We start from the raw sequence: 15,722 nt of genomic DNA, 5'->3' as shown, positions 1-15,722 counted from the left end.
ATGCTGCCTTACTTGCCGACGCTGCCCAGCGTGCCGAGCAGGCCCGTCACCGGCGCGAGCAGGCCGGTGGAGCCGCCGCTGGCGCCCGAGGTGGCCGAGCCCAGCGTCGAGGTCAGCGAACCGACCAGGGTGGTGACCGGCGAGAGCAGCGAGCCGGCGGCGCCGCTGCCCGAGGTGCTGGCCCCGCCCGTCGCGCTGCCGAGCGTCCCGGTGACAGTATTCAGCAATCCCGTGACCGGCGCGAGCGGATTCGCGCTGCCTGTGCCGCCCGCGCCACTGGTGGCCGAGCCGAGCGCGCCGGTGAGCGAGGAGACCACGCCCGTGACCGGCGCGAGCAGGCCGCCCGCACCCGTGCCGCCGGTGGCGCCGCCCAGCGAGCCGAGCAGGCCGGTGAGCGGATTGCTCGCGGGACTGCCGCTCGACGCACCGTTGGCGACCGTCACGCTGGAGCTGCCCACCAGGCTGGTGATGAGCCCCGAGATCGGGTTCGCGCCGTTCGGGCCCGAGGCGTTGACCAGGCCGCCGGCATTGCTGACGGTATTGCCGATCGACGAGACCAGGGTGCCGACGTCGCCGACCAGCGGCTGCGAGGAGGTGCTGCCGATCTTGGTGCCGACCGAGGCGACCGCGCCGCCGAGTTGCTGCAGCAGGCCCGAGACCGGGGTGCCGAGGCCGGTGGCCGCGCCCACCGTCTGGGTGGTCTGGCCGACCGTGGTGACGATCGGCGTGATGGCCGAGCTGATCGGTTGCGTGACCGCCGTGACCGGGCCCGAGGAGAGCACCGTGCCGAGCGTCATGCCGCCGGCCTGCACGCCGTTGGCGACCGTGTTGAGCAGGGTGCCCAGCGGCGTGGTGATCGGCGAGAGCGCCGACAGCTGGCCGGTGCCGAGCGAGGTCACGGTCTGGCCGAGGCCGGCCACCGTGGTGCCGGCGGCGCTGACCACGTTGCCCAGGCCGGCGACCGTGGTGCCCACCGGGTTGGCGGTCGTGCCGATCTGGCCGAGGCCGTTGGACAGTGCGTCGGCTGCCGCGCCGACTACCGTGCCGACGCCCGACACGCTGTTGCCGAGGCCTTGCGTGACGCCGCTGCTCAGGCCGGGGATGCTGACCGAGCCGATGGTGTTGCCGAGGTCGCTGACGGTCTTGCCGGTGGTGCTCAACAGGCCCGTGGTGCCGCTGCTCGAGGACGAGCTGGTGCCGCTGGTGGTGGTGCCGCCGCTGGTGCCCTGCGGCGTGTTGTTGCCGCCGCCTGCGGTGGTCACGTCGCTGCCGCCGCAGGCCGCGAGCGCGGACAGGGTGGCGGCCGCGATCACGGTCAGGGCAAGGCGTGCGACGCGCTGCGCCGACGGGGTCGAGTGGATCGAGTTCATGGTTGGGCTCCTAACGCTATTTGGTCTATGTGGTCGATGCTTAGTGCTTGCCGCCGCCGAGCAGGCCGCCGACCAGCGAGGTCACGGGCGAGAGCAGGCCGCCGCCCGAACCGCTGGTGCTGGTGGTGCTGCTCGAGCCGCTCAACCCGGCTACCGTGGTGCCGGTGCCCGAGGTGGCCGCGCCGCCGGTGGCCGCGCCGGCTGCCGAGCCGAGCGCGCCGGTCAGGCCTGACACGAGGCCGGTGACGGGAGCCAGCAGGCCGCCCGCGCCGCCCGCGGAGCCGCTGCTGCCGCCAGCCGCGCCGCTGAGCGCGCCCGTGACGCCCGATACCAGGCCCGTGACCGGGGCCAGCAGGCCGCCCGCGGCACCGCCGCCGGTGGCGCTGCCGAGCGCACCCGTGACGCCCGACACCAGGCCCGTGACCGGTGCCAGCAGGCCGCCCGCGGCACCGCCGCCGGTGGCACCGCCCGTGGCGCTGCCGAGCGCACCCGTGACCGAGGAGACCAGCCCCGTGACCGGCGCCAGCAGGCCGCCTGCGCCGCTGCCGCTGGTACCGCCGGCCGCTCCGCTGAGCGTGCCGGTGACCGAGGAGAGCAGGCCGGTGACCGGTGCCAGCAGGCCACCCGCGCCGCCGCCGGCCGAGCTGCCGCCGAGGCTGCCGAGCGCGCCGGTGACGGTCGACACGAGGCCGGTGATCGGGGCGAGCGGGCCGCCCGAACCGCTGCCGGAGCTGCCGCCGAGGCCGCCCAGCGCGCCCGTCAGGCTGCCCAGCGCGCCGGTGATCGGCGCCAGCGGGTTGGAGCCGTTGCCGCCCGTGAGCAGGCCGCCGAGCGAGGCGACCGTGGTGCCGGTGGCCGATACCGTCGAGCCCAGGCCCTTGGTGATGGCATTGCCGCCGCCGGTCGACGAGATCAGGTTGCCGGCCTGGTTCAGGCCGCCGCCGATGGTGCCGAGCAGCGTGTTGACCGGCGCGCCGAGCCCGGTCGCGCTGCCGATCGTCTGCGTGGTGTTGGCGATCACCGAGGTGATCGGCGTGATCGCCGAACTGACGGTCTGCGTGATCTGCTGGACCGGGCCGGTGGTCAGGACCGTGCCGAGCGTGGTGCCGCCGTTGGCCACCGCGGTGCCGAGCGTCGAGACCAGGCCGCCGACCACCGAGGTGACCGGCGCGAGCGGCGAGAGCGGGCCGCTGCCGAGGCTGCTGACCAGTTGGCCGGTGCCGGTGACGGCGTTGCCGAGCTGCGATACCACGTTGCCGGTCGAGCCGAGCGTGGTGCCCAGCGGGTTGGTCGAGGCGCCGAGCTGGCCGAGGCCGCCGGCCAGGCCGTTGCCGAGCGCGCTGACCGCGCCGCCCAGGCTGTTCACCACGCCGCCGAGAGCCTGCGTCTGCGCGTTGCCGAGGCCGGGCAGGGACTGGCTGGCGATCGTCGAGCCGATGCCGGACACCGCCGTGCCCGCGTTCGAGACCACGTTGCCGGTATTGGCGACCACCGTGCCGAGCGCATTGACCGAGGAGGTGCCGCTGCTGGTGCCGGAGCTGGTACCCGAGGAGGTACCGCTGCTGGTACCGGAGGACGTGCCGGAGCTGGTGCCCGACGAGGTGCCACTGCTGGTACCGGAGGACGTGCCACTGCTGGTGCCCGAGGAGGTGCCGCTGCTGGTACCGGAGGACGTACCGGAACTGGTGCCGGAGGACGTGCCGCTGCTGGTACCGGACGAAGTGCCCGAGGACGTGCCGCTGGTGCCTTGCGGCGTGTTGTTGCCGCCGCTGGAGCCGCCCGTGCCCTGGCTCAGGGTGCCGGAGCCGCCGCAGGCGGAGAGGGAAAGCATGGCTGCCACGGTGGCCGCGATCAAAGTCGTCCGGAGCGTGCCCTGCATGATCGGTTGAGTGTCCATTTCGTCCTCGCAGTGGTGTTGTGTGATCTGTGTTACCGCGACGAAGACTCTGCAACACTCGTGCCACGCGATTCGACTGCCTCTCGAAGACGATTCCCGGCGCCTCGGAAAGCCTTGTTCCATCTAGGTTTAACGATTGCTGAAAACGATTTTTAATCGTTTCGAAACGATCGTCTGGAGCCCGATATTTGGGGTTCCGTAACGTAACGTCACAGGATTTCCGTTACGCCGCTCTCGTAACGTGGTGGGCGCGATACGGTTCACTCGAACGATTGTTTTACTGGTGGATTAGACAGGGTGATCTAACCTATCGTTAGCCCTTATGGGGCTGCCGCCGAAAGATAGTAAAAATTGTGATGCCGGGGGAACCGGCGATCGCGAAATTCATAAAAAAAGTTGGAAAGAAAAGATCTTCGGATTAAGATTCGTTCGTGCATGCCCACGAATGCACTGCAACACCAAAGTGGAGGTGCCTATCGAAAGCATTGCAAAAGTGTTAACTGGCATCGAAATATGTTAAGAGCTCCTGGAAAAACGAGCTATAAAGAAATGGCTGGAGCCGGACGTCGAAGCCGGTGAAGGTGGACGGCCAAATATGCGAGGCGCATGAGGCCAACGAAACTCAAGGCACGAGGATTACCATGAACGCACTCATCAATCGCTTCCTCAAGGAAGAAGACGGGGTTACCGCTGTCGAATACGGTCTCATCGCGGGCCTCATGGCAGTGGCCCTGGTTGCCGGCGTCACCGCGCTGTCCGGCAGCATTCAAAACCTGTTTACCTATCTCAAGGGCGTGCTCGACGCAGCGCGTTAACCCTGTATAGGGGCGTGTCTCCGTAATCGGGGGTGCGGTTGCCAATTCGGCGTCCGCACTGTTTAAGCACGTCGTTGGGATGCTCGATGATTCTGCTTTTGAGTGTCGGGATATTCCTGGCTTGGGTGGCGCTGGTCGCAATTGCCGATTTCCGTTATCGGCGTATTCCCAATTCCTTGGTAGTTGCCGGACTCATCTGCGCGCTGGTATCAGCGTCGACGGGCCATAACCCATTTGGCAACCCCTTGCTTGGCGCAATAATCGGCGCCATGGTTGCTTTTGTCGGATTGTTTCCATTTTTTGCATTCCGGATGATGGGGGCGGCCGACGTCAAGGTGTTTGTGGTGCTGGGCGCCTGGTGCGGGGTGATCCAATTGTTCTGGTGCTGGGTATTTGCCAGCCTGGTGGCCGGCATTCACGCGCTCGGCATTATGTATTTGACCGGCGCATCAGTCCGGTCGCTGTGGCAGCGAAATGGGGCGGCGTTCGCGCTGGGAGGCTTTCGCGGGGCGCCTTATGCGGCGTTTCTCGTGATCCCGGCCGCGGCATGGCTGGTGTTTCAGATCGTTACGGGGAACCTGCGATGAAGACGAAGCTTCTCGCACGACGGGGCAGGCGGGAACGGGGGGCGACGTCGGTCGAATTCGCGCTGATGCTGCCGCTGTTCTTCATGGTGCTGTATGCAGTCGTGACCTATGGACTGATCATTGCCGCCCAGCAGAACCTGACGCTTGCCGCCACCGAGGGCGCGCGTGCCGCGCTGAACTACCAGGTGAGCACGTCCGCCCAGGCTGCGCTGGGAGCACGCGCTGCCGCTGCCTGCACGGCGGCCACCAATCTGACCGGCTGGCTGCCGGGCGTGACCTGTTCCTCGACGCCGGCGGGTACCTGTTCATACGACCCGTCGATGTACTGCATCAAGGTGACGGTCACCTATGCCTACACGACCAATCCGCTGATCGCGCCGTTGCCGTTGATCGGCATGTTGCTGCCGGTACCGTCGGCACTCACGGGTACCGCGACCGTGCAGATCAGCCCGGTGAACATCATCTAGGAGGAGCGTTCATGGCCTTGTGCCGAATGACGGGGTGCTCGGGTGCCGCGCTAGCGCCGACGAGAGCTTGCTGAACAGGATGCTCATACAACAACCATGGCCAACAATCTGACGAAAATTCTCGCGGTCGCCCTGATTGCCATCGCGCTGCTGTTAGGCATCTTTGCCTGGGTGCTCGGCCGCAAGCCGGCGCCGGTCGTCAATAACGCGCAGCAGGCGACGCCGGCGAAGCTGTTCCCGGTGGTGGTGGCGGCGCATCCGCTGAAGGGCGGCCAACCGATTCCGGCCGACGGTCTCAAGGTGCAGCAGGCCGCCGCCTTGCCGGAAGGGGCATTCGCCGACCCGGTGCAGATCGTCGGGCGAGTGCCGATCGCCGATGTGCCGGAGCAGGCCGCCGTGCTCGAGAGTTCGCTCTCATCCGGCGTGGCCGATCAGATCGCCCCGGGCGAACGTGCGATCGCAGTGAAGGTCGACGAAACGAACGCGGTCGGCAACAAGGTGCGGCCCGGCAACTTCGTCGACGTCTTCCTCAATCTCAAGAAGGATTCCGCCGCTGGCACCACGCTCGCCGGCAATGGCGGCTCCGAAGTCCCCAAGACCCAGGCCAAGCTGCTGCTGTCCAGGATTCGCGTGATTGCATTCGGTGATGCGACCACGGCGCGCGACTCGTCGGGCGGGGCGCTCAACGGCGTGCGTACCGCCGTGCTGGCCGTGCCGGCGGCCCAGGTCGACGCGCTGACGCTGGGCGAGGCGAGCGGCAGCCTGACGCTTGCCCTGCGCAACCCGCGTGACGAGGAGGTCGCGACGCAGACCGTCGCGATGCAGGTCGGTGCCGACAAGGATGCGATGACGCGCGCAGCCCAGGGGCTGAGCCTGTCCGAGCTGTCTCGCGGCACCGCCGACGCGACGCCGGCGCCGCGCAAGGCCGCGCCGGCGCGCGTGGTGGTTCGTCACTCGGACGGAGGCAATATCGAAGTGATACGGGGCGGGCGGGCCGAATCGGTCGCCTATTGAGTGAAGCGCAACAAGCAGCTTGCAACTGACAGGGAGAGGTCCGGCTGCGGGCCTCCGACACAATGAAAAAGAAACTGATTGCATTGGCCATTGCAGTGAGCGCACTGGCGCTGTCGTCCTGGGCAAGCGCAGCCGGCCCGGAGGCAGGCGTCGATCTGGCGGTTGGTGCGCAGCGTCAGATTGCGTCGGGGCGCAATCTCCAGCGCGTGGCGGTCGGCGACCCTGCGGTGGCCGACATCCTCATCATCAAGGGCGGCGGCGTGATGCTGATCGGCAAGAGCGCCGGCACCACCAACGTGATGCTCTGGGAGCGCGGCCGCAGCGAGCCGACGGTCTATACCGTGCATGTGACGAGCGGCGCCGCTCATGCCTTGCTCAACGATGCCACGCCGCGTGTCGACACCTATGGCGATACGACCGTGATCTCCGGCTCGGCGAATACGCTGGAAGCGCATCAGCGGGCTGTCGACGTGGCGAATGCGGCTGCCGCCGCGCGCGCCGCGGCGCAGCAGTCGAGCAGCGCGGGCGGCGGGCAGGGCAAGGGCCAGGCGGTCGGCAGCGGCGGAGGTAACGGAGGTGGCGGTGGCGGCGACAGCGCTGGTCCGAACGTGGTCGACGCCTCGACGATCAGCGGTCGAAACGTGGTGCAGGTGGACGTGCGAGTGGTCGAGTTCAGCCGTTCCGCGATCAAGCAGGCGGGCCTGAACCTGTTCAAGTCGAACAATGGATTTTCGTTCGGTTCGTTCGCTCCCAGCTCGCTGCAGTCGTCGAGCTACAACCCGTCGGCGGGCCTGACCGTGACGGCGGTGTCGCCCATCACGTCCGCCTTCAATCTGGTGGTCGGTTCGACTTCGCGAGGCATCGCCGGGAACCTGTCGGTGCTCGAGCAGAACAATCTTGCCCGGATCCTGGCGCAGCCGACGCTGGTCGCGCTGTCGGGGCAAAGCGCGAGTTTTCTGGCCGGCGGGGAAATCCCGGTGCCGGTGCCGCAGTCGTTGGGCACGATTTCGATCGAATACAAGCCCTATGGCATCGGCCTGACGGTCACGCCGACGGTGCTCGGGCCGAATCGCATCGCCTTGAAGGTGGCGCCGGAGGCGAGCCAGCTCGACTTCCTCAATGCCATCACGATCAACAGCATCACGGTGCCGGCGCTGACCACGCGTCGCGCGGACACCACGGTCGAGCTCGGCGACGGCGAAAGCTACGTGATCGGCGGCCTGGTGGATCGCGAGACCACCTCGAACGTGAGCAAGGTGCCTTTCCTTGGAGACCTGCCGATCATCGGCGCATTCTTCAAGAGTCTGAACTATCAGCAGAACGACAAGGAGCTGGTGTTTGTCGTGACGCCTCACCTGGTATCGCCGATTGCGGCGGGCGCGAGCCTGCCGTCGACGCCGGGCGAGCAATCGGAACAGCGCGACGGTCCGGTATGGCGTTCGTTCCTGGGTGGCATTCTGGTGCCGGACGCGGCTCCGGGGTTCTCGAAATGAGCGCGCCGGAGCGGGGAAACATGAGCGGCCGGACGCGGCGCACGGGTATGCGTCGCATTACGGGGAGTGTTCAACATGAACGCGAGAACTCAATCGTTGGCTGAGCCTGCCGTCACTGATCATTTCATCTGCGCCTCCACGCGTGTCGAGCACGTGCGCTGGCTGGCGCAGACGCTCGTCTCGACGGGCGCGGTCGAGTCGTCGCCGCTCGAGGCGGCCGCGCTCACGCAGCGCATCGGTGGCCTGAACCCGGCCCTGGTCTTCATCGATTTCGCCGGCGACCAGGCCGCCGCCAGCACGGCCGTGGCGGCCGTGCGGACGGCCTATCCGGGCCTGCCGGTGGTGGCGCTGGGCACCCTGGTCGAGCCGGAGAGCGCCTTGTCCGCGCTGCGCGCGGGCGTGCGCGATTTCGTCGACCTCTCGGCGCCGGCCGAGGAGGCGCTGCGCATCACGCGCGGCCTGCTCGACAACCTCGGCGAACCGACCAGCCGCCACGGCAAGGTGCTGTCGCTGCTCGGGGCGCGCCCGGGGATGGGCGTCAGCACGCTGGCGGCGAACCTCGCGGTGCTGCTGCAGCGCAAGGCGGCCGCGCAAAGCCGCCGCACGGCACTGATCGATCTTGGCCTGCCCGCCGGCGACGGCGCGCTGTTCCTCAATACGCGCTGCGAACTCCACTTCGTCGAGGCGGTGCGCAACCTGCGCCGATTCGACCGGACCTTCGTCAATACCGCCTTCGCCCATCACGCGAGCGGTGTCGCGCTGACCACCCTGCCGCCCAACCTGGCCGACCTGCGCGAAGTGTCCGCGGCGGCCTGCACGGGGCTGTTCAACCGGCTGCGGGCCTTCGTCGACCAGCAGGTGGTCGATCTCGGCGGTTTCACCAACCGCGATTTCATCTCGCAGATCGTCTCCCTGAGCGACGAGGTCTGGCTGGTCTGCGACCAGGGCGTGGCCTCGGTCGTGTCGGCCGTCGAGCTGCTCGGCGACCTGCGCGAGAAGGGCATCAACCTGGAGCGCGTCAAGCTGGTGGTGAACCAGTACGACGCGGCGATCGGTCTGCTGCCGGCGCAGATCGCCGAGCGGCTGGATGTCCCGCTGCTCTCGACGCTGCCGTCGCGGCGCGTGTCGATCGGACATGCGGCCAACCAGGGGCGGCTGATCGTCGAGGCCGCCGAGCGCGACCCTTACGTGAAGGCGCTCGATGCGCTGAGCGAGCGGCTCACGGCCGGCGTGCCGAGCCTGCCCGGCGCGCTGCCGCCAGCCCAGGCACCGGCCGGCGGCCTGTCGGCGCTGAAACGATTCATCCACTCCACCACGAAGCGGTCGTAAGCGATGGCACACGACGACATCCAATTTGCCGACGGCGCCGCGCCGTTCTCCCAGACGCAGCAGTTCCACGACATCAAGAACGCCGCGCACGAGCACCTGCTGACCCGCATCGAGGAGCTCGGTTCGGAGTTCGGCCGCTGGTCGCGCCAGGCGATCAACCAGTTCGTCGATCTCGAGATCGACAGCTTCGTGCGGTTGCGCCGGATCCCGCTCAACGAGAGCGAGGTGCGCGAGATCGCCGAGGCGCTGACCAAGGAGCTGGCCGGCTTCGGCCCGATCGAGGACCTGCTCGGCGACCCGCTGGTGGAGGACATCCTGATCAACGGCTACAACGACATCTACGTGTCGCGCCGCGGGATTCTCGCCAAGCTGCCGATCCGCTTCACCGACAACGCCCACCTGCTGCGCATCGTGCGCCGCATCCTCGCGCCGGTCGGCCGCCGGCTCGACGAATCGAACCCGATGGTCGACGCGCGGCTGCCCGATGGCGGGCGCGTCAACGTGGTGATCGAGCCGCTCTCGCTGGACGGCCCGGTGGTGTCGATCCGCAAGTTCCGCAAGGATCCGCTCAAGCCTTCGGACCTGCTCGAGAACGGCACCTACAACGACGAGATCTCGGTGCTGCTGGAGGCCGCCGTGCAGGCGCGCTGCAACATCCTGGTATCGGGCGGCACCAGCTCGGGCAAGACCTCGCTGCTCAATGCGCTGGCCTTCCACGTGCCCGAGATCGAGCGCGTGGTCACCATCGAGGACACCGCCGAGCTGTCGCTGAACCATCCGCACGTGGTGCGCCTGGAAAGCCGTCCAGGTGGCTTCGATGGTACCGGCGTGGTGAGCATCCGCGACCTGTTGCGCAATACCTTGCGGATGCGTCCGGATCGCATCATCGTCGGCGAAGTCCGCGGCGGCGAGGTGCTGGAGATGCTGCAGGCGATGAATACCGGCCACGACGGCTCGATGGGCACGATCCACGCGAGCTCGCCGCGCGAATGCCTTTACCGCCTCGAGATGCTGGCAGGCTTCGCCGGTTTCCAGGGCACCGAATCGAGCCTGCGCCGCCAGATCGCCAATGCGATCGACTTCATCGTGCAGATCGGCCGGCTCTCGAACGGCCGCCGTCGGATCCTCTCGATCACCGAGGTGACGGGCATGTCCGACAACATCGTGGCGACCCAGGAGCTCTATCGCTACGACGCGCGCGTCACGCCCGAGGGCGAGGAAATCGACAACTGGGAAGCGCTCGGCATCCATCCGCATTCGCCGAAGCTCGCTCGCTTCCGCAACGTGCTGATCGGCAACATGGGCGCGGCCGGCGGCTTCGGGCGCAGCGGAGGCTTCAATGTCTAGCGGCGTGCTCTGGGCCCTGTCGTTCGCGCTGATTCTCGCTGCTGCCGGCGTCTGGCTCTGGCGCGGCAGTCAGATGCGCGAGGAGAGCGCCCATACGCGGCGTTTCTTCGACAGCCGGCTCGAGCAGGGCCAGCGAGCCGCCGCCGCGCCCGCCATGAGCGGCGCGCCGGTCGGGCGTCAGCAGGCCGCGGCGGCGCCCGCGCGGCCTCAGCCGGCGCCGGAGGGCGTTGCCGCCTGGCGCGCGAAGGCGGATGTCCTGCTGCGGGGGCTGAGCGATCGCGCCGGCCTCGACGAGGTCCGGCCGGTGCTGCTGATGCTGATCGGCGCGGTGGTGCTGGTGGTGCTGTTCGCGGGGATTCGCGGCGGATGGGTGGCGGCGTTCGCCGCCCTGATCGGCGGCGCGACGCTGGTCGGGCTTTGGGTGCTGCGCCGAATCTCCGCGCGGCGCCTGAAGATCGTCCGTCAGTTGCCGTCCTTCCTCGACGGCGTGGTGCGCCTGGTCACGCTCGGCAACAGCGTGCCGGCCGCGTTCCAGGGCGCGCTCGGCACCACCGAGATGCCGCTGCGCCTCTGCCTCGACCAGGTATCGAGGATGTTGCGCACCGGCGTCGAGATCGATCGGGCGATGCTGCATATCGCCAAGGAGTATCGGATCCGCGAATTTGAGCTGGTCGGATCGGTGCTGCGACTGTCGGTCAAGTACGGCGGCCGGGCCGATGTGATGCTCGAACGCATGTCGACCTTCATGCGCGATCTCGAACAGGCCGAACGCGAGCTGCGCGCGATGTCGGCGGAAACGCGCCTGTCGGCATGGGTGCTGGGGCTGTTGCCGATCGCTGTGGGCAGCTTCGTGGTGTCGACCAACCCGAAATATTTCATGGCGATGTGGATGAACGAATCCGGGCGCGTCGTGCTGTATGTGGCCTTCATCCTGCAGGCGATCGGCGGCTTCATGCTGTATCGCATGGCGCGACTGAGGTAAGGGAGCGGGCATGGATGCGAATCGTTTGGGGGCGGTCGCTTTGGTGCTTGGCGCCTTGGGGGTGCTGCTGCTCGCCGGCATGGCGATCTTGCGCAGCCTGCTGGTGCAGCGCAGCGAACGCACCTTGCTGAAGGCGCTCGATCAGCGCGTCGAGGCCGGACGCGCGGCGGCATCACGCGCCGGGCAGCAGGCGCAAGCCAAGCCCCGGGAGACGCCCGCCTCGGGCCTGGCGGCATGGCGCACGCGCGCGGAACAGATCGGGATGCGCTGGCTCGACAGCGGCCTGGGCAAGCAACTGGTCGCGGACGAGGATCGTCAATTCCTCGAGCAGTGCGGCTACGTCGAGGCCCGGGCTCGCGGCCTGTTCCTGTTCTCGCGCGTGGTCTGCGCGAGCGTGTTGCCGCTGGCGGTCCTGATGATCTCGCTGGTCCGCGGATCGGGCGGCAAATCGCTGATCTATATCGCTTTCGCGATCGCCATCGGGTTCATGCTCCCGAAGCTCTACATTCGCCGCAAGGCGGCCGCTCGGCGGGAGAGCGTGGCCGAGGAAATGCCGCTGTTCGTCGACATGCTGCGACTGCTGCAGGGCGTCGGCCTGTCGCTCGACCAGAGCATGCAGGTGATCTCGCATGATTTCACCACCATGCTGCCGGTTCTCTCATGGGAGCTGGGTGTTGCCCAGCGCCAGTTCGCTGCGGGACGCACGCGAGAGCAGTCGCTCGCGCGCCTGACCAGCAGTTTCGACAACGAGGACCTGCGCTCGATCGTGCGCCTGCTGATCCAGGTGGACAAGCACGGCGGCGCGGTCCAGGAGCCGCTGCGGATGTTCGGCGATCGTCTGCGCGACGGGCGCCGGGCCTTGCTGCGGGAACGGATCGGCCGTCTGACGGTGAAGATGACGGGCGTGATGATCGTGACCTTGCTGCCGGCCCTGCTGATCGTGACGGCCGGCCCGGGCATCATGACGGTCGTCAGTGCGCTGTCGCAGATCAAGCGTTGAAGCCGAGGCAAACAAGGAGCGGATCGAGATGAAACGATCGACATGGCGCATCGCGATCACGGGCCTGCTGGTGAGCGTGCTCACCAGCGGCTGTTCGCTGTTCAAGGAGTCGAACTACGGCCTGGGGGCGCAAGCCGAGCGAGCCGCGATGATGCAGGCGGCCAACAAGGACGATCCGCCCGATACGCCGGGGATGTATCTCAGCCTGATCGACCGGATGCAGCAGCAGGGGCTGTTCTACGCGTCGCTGGCGCACATCGACGCCTACGAGAAGCAATACGGTGCGTCGCCCGATACACATCTGCTGCGCGCCGATGCGTTGCGGGCGACCTCGCAGCTCGATGCCAGCGAGCAGTTCTACACGCAATTGCTGAACACGCCGCTGGCCGCGCGCGGCTATCGGGGCATCGGCCTGATCGCCGGTACGCGCGGCGACTTCGCGCGTGCCGCGAAGATGCTCGATCAAGCCACCTTGCTGGCGCCGACCGACGCTTCCACGCTGTCTGATCTCGCCTATGCGCGGATGCGCACCGGCGACCTGGCCGCCGCGCGCGTGCCGCTGATGAAGGCTGCCGAGCTCGACCAGAAGAATGCCCGCATCATCAGCAACGTCGCCCTGTTCCTGGTGGCCAGCGGCCATCAGGACGATGCGCAGGGGCTGATGGACCAACAGCATATGGCGCCCCAGGTGCGCAGCGACATCCTCAACGACGCGGCGCGGGTGGTGGCTGCGCAGCGCACGCGGCAACTGGCGGCCGTGCCGCTCTCGGTGCCGGCGGGCGCGGGCCGGGTACGCCCGGGCGGACAGCCGATCGCCAGCAACGACGGGTTCGACCTGGCCGCGCCGCTGTTGCAGCGATTCTCACAAAAATGAAGACGGATACGGAGCCGACCATGCCTCATTTTCATTTCCAGCGCCGTCGCCAGGACATCTTGCGCGTCGCGATCGCGCTGACGGTCGTGGGTGGCGCATTCAGCGCGTCGAATGCGTTTGCCCAGGTGCCGGATCCGGCGCTGGTGCAACTGCAGCAGCAACTGCAGCCGATGCAGGGCTCGTCGCTGCTGGCGCCTGCCGACGCACAGCCGCAACCGGCACCGGCCGTGCAGCAGGTGCAGGCGGCGCCGCAGCCGCTGCCGGTGGTGGCGCCTCAAGCGCAGTCGGTTCCGCCGTCCCAGGCCGTCCAGGCGCAAGCCGAGGCGCCGGTGTTGAGCGCGGCGCCCCCACCCGAGCCGTCGCAGCCCGCGCAGGTGGCGGTGCGGCCCGCGCCTGCGGCGGACGTGCCGCGCCCGCTGCTGCAGCGGCCCTCCGACGTCGGCCCCTCGACCGAAGCATGGCTCGCTCTGCAACGCAGTAATCGCGCCGCCTCGAACAACGAGCACCCCTTCGAGGGTGCCGCCGCCACGTATGCCTACGAGCGTTACCTGCAGTCGTTCAGGAGGCCGATTCCGACCTGGTTCAACTCGGTTCAGCGAGTACAGGGCGGCGGCTCGTCCGGCGGCGGCGATTCGCAGTCGCAATAAATCGTCGGGGGCATCATGAAATCCGCACAATCACGTTCCGCCGGCGCGTCGACAGGCAAGCCCAGCATCGGCCGCCGTCGTCGGGAGCGTGGTTCGTTCGCCGTCATGGCTGCTGTCTTCCTGGTAGTGATCGCGGCGATCTTCGGCGTGCTCGATGTCGGCAATACCTACCTTCAGCGCCGCGACCTGCAGCAGATTGCCGACATGGCGGCCGCCGCCGGCGTGCAGCGGGTCGACAATCTGTGCACCCAGGCGCCGACCAGCGCCACCAACAGCGCCACCGTCAACGGCCTGAACACGAGCCAGGGAGACACCATCGCGGTGACCTGCGGCCGTTGGGATCCCACCGTCAATCCCGCGCCGAGCTATTACCTCGCCAACACGAATACCAGCGGCGACCCGAACCGCCTCCAGCTCAATGCGGTGCAGGTCAATGTCACGCGTCAGGTCCGGCATATGTTCGTCGGGCCGTTGCAGACCGTGCATGCCACCTCGACCGCGCGCGCCACCGCGATCGACGTGTTTTCCGTCGGCGCGACGCTGGCGCAGCTCGGCGGCACCAGCTGCTCGGGCACGCCGGCCTCGTCCTCGGCGAACCCGGGCTTGGTCAACGGCCTGCTCGGCGCGCTGCTCGGCTCGAAGTCGGGGCTCAACCTGAGCCTGGTGTCCTACCAGGCGCTGGCCTGCACCAACGTGCGGCTCGCCGATATCGCGGCCGCGGCTGGAGCCGGCACGATCGACCAGTTGCTCGCGCTGAATCTCTCGCTGTCGCAATTCCTCAAGCTGATCGCCAATGCGCTGCAGCAGACCAGCGTGGTCAACGCCAACCTGCAGGCCAGCCTCGGCGCGCTGCAGGCGATGATCTCGGCCAACGTGAACGGCGGCAATCTCAATCTCGGTGGTCCGAACGGGCTGCTGAACATCGCCCTGGCCAATACCCAGTCGGCCGCCACCGCCACCGTCAGCCTGCTCGACCTGATCATGGTGGGCGCCGAGGTGGCGAACTCGAACAACGCGGTGGCTGTCAACATCCCTTCGGTGTCGCTCGGCGGGCTGACCGGTACCCAGCTGCAGGTGCAGATCATCAGCCCGCCGTCGATCGGGATCGGCGAAGGCGGCATCAATCCGGCCACCGGGCAGTGGCGCACCCAGGCCTCGACGGCGGCCGTCGGGCTGTACCTGTTGGTCGATCTCGGCCTCAAGCAGGTGCCGATCGTGGGGCCTCTGCTGCAACTGGTCGGCGTCAATGTCGACGTGACGCTGCCGCTCTATCTGCAGGTCGGTACCGGCAAGGCCGTGCTCAACTCGACCCAGTGCGCGCAGACGGCCGCCGCGAGTACCGCCACCATCACGGCCACGCCGGGCGTCGCGAACCTCTGCATCGGCACGCCCCCGCTCAATTCGAAAGGCATGATCAGCCTGTCGTCGACCTACAGCTGCAAGTCGCCAGCGCAGATCATCAACGCGCAGATCGCGCCGTTTGGCATTCTCAATCTGCTGCAATTGACCGTTTCAGTCTCGAATATTTCGGTACAGGTCCAGGGCGCGGCGCAGACCCATACCTTCAGCGGTGTAGCCGGCCTCGATTCCGACTATTGGACGGTCAACTCGAACGCGCTCGGCTCCGCGCTCGCCAGTGCGCTGGCCCAGCTCGCGACCGCGCAGATTTCGCCGAATCTGGGCCTGCTTGGGAACCTGATCTCGGTTGCCCTGCCTTCCAACTTCGTCGGGACCATCCTCGGCATCCTGCAGCCGGTCCTGGGCCCGCTGCTGTCCGCCCTCGACGCGGTTATCGTTCCGCTCCTGAACCTGCTCGGCGTGCAGGTCGGCGCGGCCACCGTGCACCAGATCTCGCTGACCTGCGGGGTCGCGCAGACGGTCTATTGAACGCATTGACTGG

Annotated in this window: 14 protein-coding genes; 12 read left to right on the top strand and 2 right to left on the bottom strand. The window is 67.8% G+C overall.

Translation table 11 applies throughout. From position 1 onward, the window contains the following. Positions 1 to 8 precede the first annotated feature (8 nt). Both FB600_RS18400 and FB600_RS18395 read right to left on the bottom strand, forming a co-directional pair. Positions 9 to 1,370 (bottom strand): collagen-like triple helix repeat-containing protein, encoded by a 1,362-nt coding sequence (locus FB600_RS18400; protein WP_096749082.1) that lies wholly within the window; start codon positions 1,368 to 1,370, stop codon positions 9 to 11. A 40-nt stretch (positions 1,371 to 1,410) separates the two neighbouring features. Further along, positions 1,411 to 3,267 (bottom strand): collagen-like triple helix repeat-containing protein, encoded by a 1,857-nt coding sequence (locus FB600_RS18395; protein WP_098154143.1) that lies wholly within the window; start codon positions 3,265 to 3,267, stop codon positions 1,411 to 1,413. Between the two features lie 641 nt (positions 3,268 to 3,908). Here FB600_RS18395 and FB600_RS18390 point away from each other — a divergent pair. The 12 genes from FB600_RS18390 to FB600_RS18335 all read left to right on the top strand — a co-directional run bounded on the left by FB600_RS18390 (position 3,909) and on the right by FB600_RS18335 (position 15,709). Continuing rightward, positions 3,909 to 4,082 carry a Flp family type IVb pilin gene (locus tag FB600_RS18390; protein WP_013697795.1) on the top strand — a complete coding sequence of 58 codons (174 nt, stop codon included), beginning with the start codon at positions 3,909 to 3,911 and terminating at the stop codon, positions 4,080 to 4,082. A gap of 86 nt (positions 4,083 to 4,168) precedes the next feature. Further along, positions 4,169 to 4,669, top strand: a complete 501-nt coding sequence (locus FB600_RS18385) for a prepilin peptidase (RefSeq protein ID WP_013697796.1) — start codon at positions 4,169 to 4,171, stop codon at positions 4,667 to 4,669. After that, positions 4,666 to 5,136 (top strand): TadE/TadG family type IV pilus assembly protein, encoded by a 471-nt coding sequence (locus tag FB600_RS18380; protein ID WP_013697797.1) that lies wholly within the window; start codon positions 4,666 to 4,668, stop codon positions 5,134 to 5,136. The genes FB600_RS18385 and FB600_RS18380 overlap by 4 nt, the downstream gene beginning before the upstream one ends. A 96-nt stretch (positions 5,137 to 5,232) precedes the next feature. Beyond that, positions 5,233 to 6,150, top strand: coding sequence for a Flp pilus assembly protein CpaB (cpaB, locus tag FB600_RS18375; RefSeq protein WP_096749080.1), 918 nt, complete (start codon positions 5,233 to 5,235; stop codon positions 6,148 to 6,150). Positions 6,151 to 6,212: 62 nt separating this feature from the next. Further along, on the top strand, positions 6,213 to 7,643 hold the full coding sequence (locus FB600_RS18370) for a type II and III secretion system protein family protein (protein WP_096749079.1): 1,431 nt from the start codon (positions 6,213 to 6,215) through the stop codon (positions 7,641 to 7,643). A gap of 75 nt (positions 7,644 to 7,718) precedes the next feature. Further along, on the top strand, positions 7,719 to 8,972 hold the full coding sequence (locus FB600_RS18365) for a fimbrial protein (protein ID WP_025101203.1): 1,254 nt from the start codon (positions 7,719 to 7,721) through the stop codon (positions 8,970 to 8,972). 3 nt (positions 8,973 to 8,975) lie between these two features. After that, on the top strand, positions 8,976 to 10,319 hold the full coding sequence (locus tag FB600_RS18360) for a CpaF family protein (RefSeq protein ID WP_096749078.1): 1,344 nt from the start codon (positions 8,976 to 8,978) through the stop codon (positions 10,317 to 10,319). Then, the gene (locus FB600_RS18355) at positions 10,312 to 11,301 is read left to right on the top strand and encodes a type II secretion system F family protein (RefSeq protein WP_096749077.1); all 990 of its coding nucleotides are present in this window, start codon (positions 10,312 to 10,314) and stop codon (positions 11,299 to 11,301) included. Before FB600_RS18360 ends, FB600_RS18355 begins: the two co-directional genes overlap by 8 nt. Positions 11,302 to 11,311: 10 nt before the next feature. Next, positions 11,312 to 12,301 (top strand): type II secretion system F family protein, encoded by a 990-nt coding sequence (locus FB600_RS18350; RefSeq protein WP_096749076.1) that lies wholly within the window; start codon positions 11,312 to 11,314, stop codon positions 12,299 to 12,301. Between the two features lie 28 nt (positions 12,302 to 12,329). Next, a complete protein-coding gene (locus FB600_RS18345) occupies positions 12,330 to 13,175 on the top strand; it encodes a tetratricopeptide repeat protein (RefSeq protein ID WP_098154140.1) in 846 nt (281 codons plus the stop codon). A gap of 20 nt (positions 13,176 to 13,195) precedes the next feature. Further along, positions 13,196 to 13,822, top strand: a complete 627-nt coding sequence (locus FB600_RS18340) for a DUF3613 domain-containing protein (protein WP_145757197.1) — start codon at positions 13,196 to 13,198, stop codon at positions 13,820 to 13,822. Positions 13,823 to 13,837: 15 nt separating this feature from the next. After that, positions 13,838 to 15,709: a TadG family pilus assembly protein gene (locus FB600_RS18335; protein WP_096749073.1), complete on the top strand. Its 1,872-nt coding sequence runs from the start codon at positions 13,838 to 13,840 to the stop codon at positions 15,707 to 15,709. Positions 15,710 to 15,722: the final 13 nt, after the last annotated feature.

This window comes from Burkholderia sp. SJZ089 (assembly GCF_007828315.1).
GTDB classification, from domain to species: domain Bacteria; phylum Pseudomonadota; class Gammaproteobacteria; order Burkholderiales; family Burkholderiaceae; genus Burkholderia; species Burkholderia gladioli.
The sequence above is the reverse complement of the archived record's forward strand: the minus strand, read 5'-3'. Positions and strand labels throughout refer to the sequence as shown.